1 protein-coding gene is annotated in these 3171 nt (G+C 68.3%); it reads right to left on the bottom strand.

All coding sequences use genetic code 11. From position 1 onward, the window contains the following. Positions 1-122: 122 nt before the first annotated feature. Entirely contained in the window at positions 123-2837 is a 2715-nt protein-coding gene (gene acnA / locus ACWF94_RS37340; protein ID WP_453499189.1) for an aconitate hydratase AcnA, read from the bottom strand. Positions 2838-3171: the final 334 nt, after the last annotated feature.

The raw sequence follows: 3171 nt of genomic DNA, 5'->3' as shown, positions 1-3171 counted from the left end.
GGGGTGCGGCCCTGTGTTCTGGAAGCCGTCGGCTGTGGCGGCCGTGAAGCCCTCGGCTCTCAAGCCGTAAGCCCACAGCCGTCAGCCGCTAGCCGTCATCTGTCAGCCCTCAGCCCTCAGCGTCAGCCGCGGATGAGGTTCCGCAGGACGTACTGCATGATGCCGCCGTTGCGGTAGTAGTCCGCCTCACCGGGGGTGTCGATACGGACGACCGCGTCGAACTCCACACCTGTGTCCGTGGTGACCTTGACCGTACGGGGCGTGGTGCCGTTGTTCAGCTCGGTGACACCGGTGAAGGAGAAGGACTCCTCCCCCGTCAGCCCGAGGGCCTCGGCGGACGCGCCCTCCGGGTACTGGAGCGGCAGGACGCCCATGCCGATGAGGTTCGAGCGGTGGATGCGCTCGTACGACTCGGCGATGACGGCCTTGACCCCGAGGAGCGCGGTGCCCTTGGCGGCCCAGTCGCGGGACGAGCCGGAGCCGTACTCCTTGCCCGCGAGGATCACCAGCGGGATGCCCTGGTCGATGTAGTTGCGGGAGGCGTCGTAGATGAACGACACCGGACTGTCCTGCTGCGTGAAGTCGCGGGTGAAGCCGCCCTCGGTGCCCGGCGCGATCTGGTTGCGCAGCCGGATGTTGGCGAACGTACCGCGGATCATGACCTCGTGGTTGCCCCGGCGCGAGCCGTAGGAGTTGAAGTCACGGCGCTGGACGCCGTGCTCCGTGAGGTACTTGCCGGCCGGGGTGTCGGCCTTGATCGCGCCGGCCGGGGAGATGTGGTCGGTGGTGACCGAGTCGCCCAGCTTGGCCAGCACCCGCGCGCCGGAGATGTCCTGGACCGGGGTGGTTTCCATCTGCATGCCCTCGAAGTACGGGGGCTTGCGGACATAGGTGGACTCGGTGTCCCACTCGAAGGTGTTGCCGGTGGGGATGGAGAGCGCCTGCCACTGGGCGTCGCCCGCGAACACGTCCTGGTAGGACTTGTTGAACATGTCCTCGCCGATGGCGTTGGCGACGACGTCGTTGACCTCGGCCTCGGTGGGCCAGATGTCCTGGAGGTGGACCGGCTTGCCCTCGGTGTCGATGCCGAGCGCGTCGCGGGTGATGTCGATCTTCATGGAGCCCGCGAGGGCGTAGGCGACGACCAGCGGCGGCGACGCCAGGTAGTTCATCTTGACGTCGGGGTTGATCCGGCCCTCGAAGTTGCGGTTGCCGGAGAGCACCGAGGTCACGGCGAGGTCGTTCTCGTTGACCGCCTTGGAGACCTCGTCCGGCAGCGGGCCGGAGTTGCCGATGCAAGTGGTGCAGCCGTAGCCGACGAGGTTGAAGCCGACCTTGTCGAGGTAGGGGGTGAGCCCCGCCTTGTCGAAGTAGTCGGTGACGACCTTGGAGCCGGGCGCGAGCGTGGTCTTGACCCACGGCTTGCGGGTCAGACCCTTCTCGACCGCCTTCTTGGCCACCAGCGCGGCGGCGACCATCACATACGGGTTCGAGGTGTTGGTGCAGGAGGTGATCGCGGCGACGGTCACGGCGCCGTGGTCCAGCTCGTACGTGCTGCCGTCGGGCGCGGTGACGAGCGTCGGGCGCGACGGCACACCGTTGGCCGATGCCGGGGAGTCGGAGGCCGGGAAGGACTCCTTGCCCGCCTCCTCGTCGTCGTCCACGTAGTTGCGTACGTCCAGCGCGAACTGCTGGGCGGCGTTGGCGAGGACGATACGGTCCTGGGGACGCTTGGGGCCGGCGATGGAGGGGACCACCGTGGCGAGGTCCAGCTCCAGCTTCTCGGAGAAGTCCGGCTCGGCGGCCGGGTCGAGCCAGAGGCCCTGCTCCTTGGCGTACGTCTCGACCAGCGCGACCTGCTGCTCGGAGCGGCCGGTCAGCCGCAGGTACTTCAGGGTCTCGCCGTCGATCGGGAAGATCGCGGCGGTGGAGCCGAACTCCGGCGACATATTGCCGATGGTGGCGCGGTTGGCGAGCGAGGTGGCGGCGACGCCCTCCCCGTAGAACTCGACGAACTTGCCGACCACCCCGTGCTTGCGCAGCATCTCGGTGATGGTGAGCACCAGGTCGGTGGCGGTGGTGCCGGGGGTCAGCTCGCCGGTCAGCTTGAAGCCGACGACGCGCGGGATGAGCATGGAGACCGGCTGGCCGAGCATCGCGGCCTCGGCCTCGATGCCGCCGACGCCCCAGCCCAGCACGCCCAGGCCATTGACCATGGTGGTGTGCGAGTCGGTGCCGACGAGGGTGTCGGGGTACGCCTGTCCGTTGCGCACCATGACCGTACGGGCCAGGTGCTCGATGTTCACCTGGTGGACGATGCCGGTGCCGGGCGGGACGACCTTGAACTCGTCGAACGCGGTCTGGCCCCAGCGCAGGAACTGGTAGCGCTCCCGGTTGCGGCCGTACTCCAGCTCGACGTTCTGCGCGAAGGCGTCGTTCGTGCCGAACTTGTCGGCGATCACGGAGTGGTCGATGACCAGCTCGGCCGGGGCCAGCGGGTTGATCTTCGCGGGATCGCCGCCGAGTTCCTTGACGGCCTCGCGCATGGTGGCGAGGTCGACGACACAGGGAACACCGGTGAAGTCCTGCATGATCACGCGGGCCGGCGTGAACTGGATCTCCTGGCTGGGCTGCGCCTGCGAGTCCCAGCCGCCGACGGCCCGGATGTGGTCGGCGGTGATGTTCGCGCCGTCCTCGGTGCGGAGCAGATTCTCCAGCAGCACCTTCAGGCTGTACGGGAGGCGCGCGGCGCCTTCGACCTTGTCCAGCCTGAAGATCTCGTACGACTCGTCACCCACGCGCAGTGTGCTGCGGGCGTCGAAGCTGTTCGCCGACACGACAGTCTCCTTCATCAATGTGCGCGTACTACGTCCATGCTGCCGCCACGGCTTCTCACCGATCCGCTAAGGTATGGCTTAGTTAGGTAAGCCTTACCGAGGTGGCGGCTGCGGCACGTCTTCGGCAGATATCTCGATGTCGAGATAACTCTAGTACATCGGTGCGGATCGGTCATGCCCGGGCGCGCCCCGCGGGGCGCGCGACCCGTTCCGCGATGCCCCTGCGGGGGCCGTGGGGCGGTTTCGGTGCGCCCGGACGCGGGCGACTCCGCTGCCGGGTGGCCGGGCTCGGCCCCTGCCCCGCCCCGGCTCCGCCGCGCGGCGGAGCAGGGGC

Source organism: Streptomyces sp. NPDC055078, assembly GCF_053607985.1.
The sequence above is the reverse complement of the archived record's forward strand: the minus strand, read 5'-3'. Positions and strand labels throughout refer to the sequence as shown.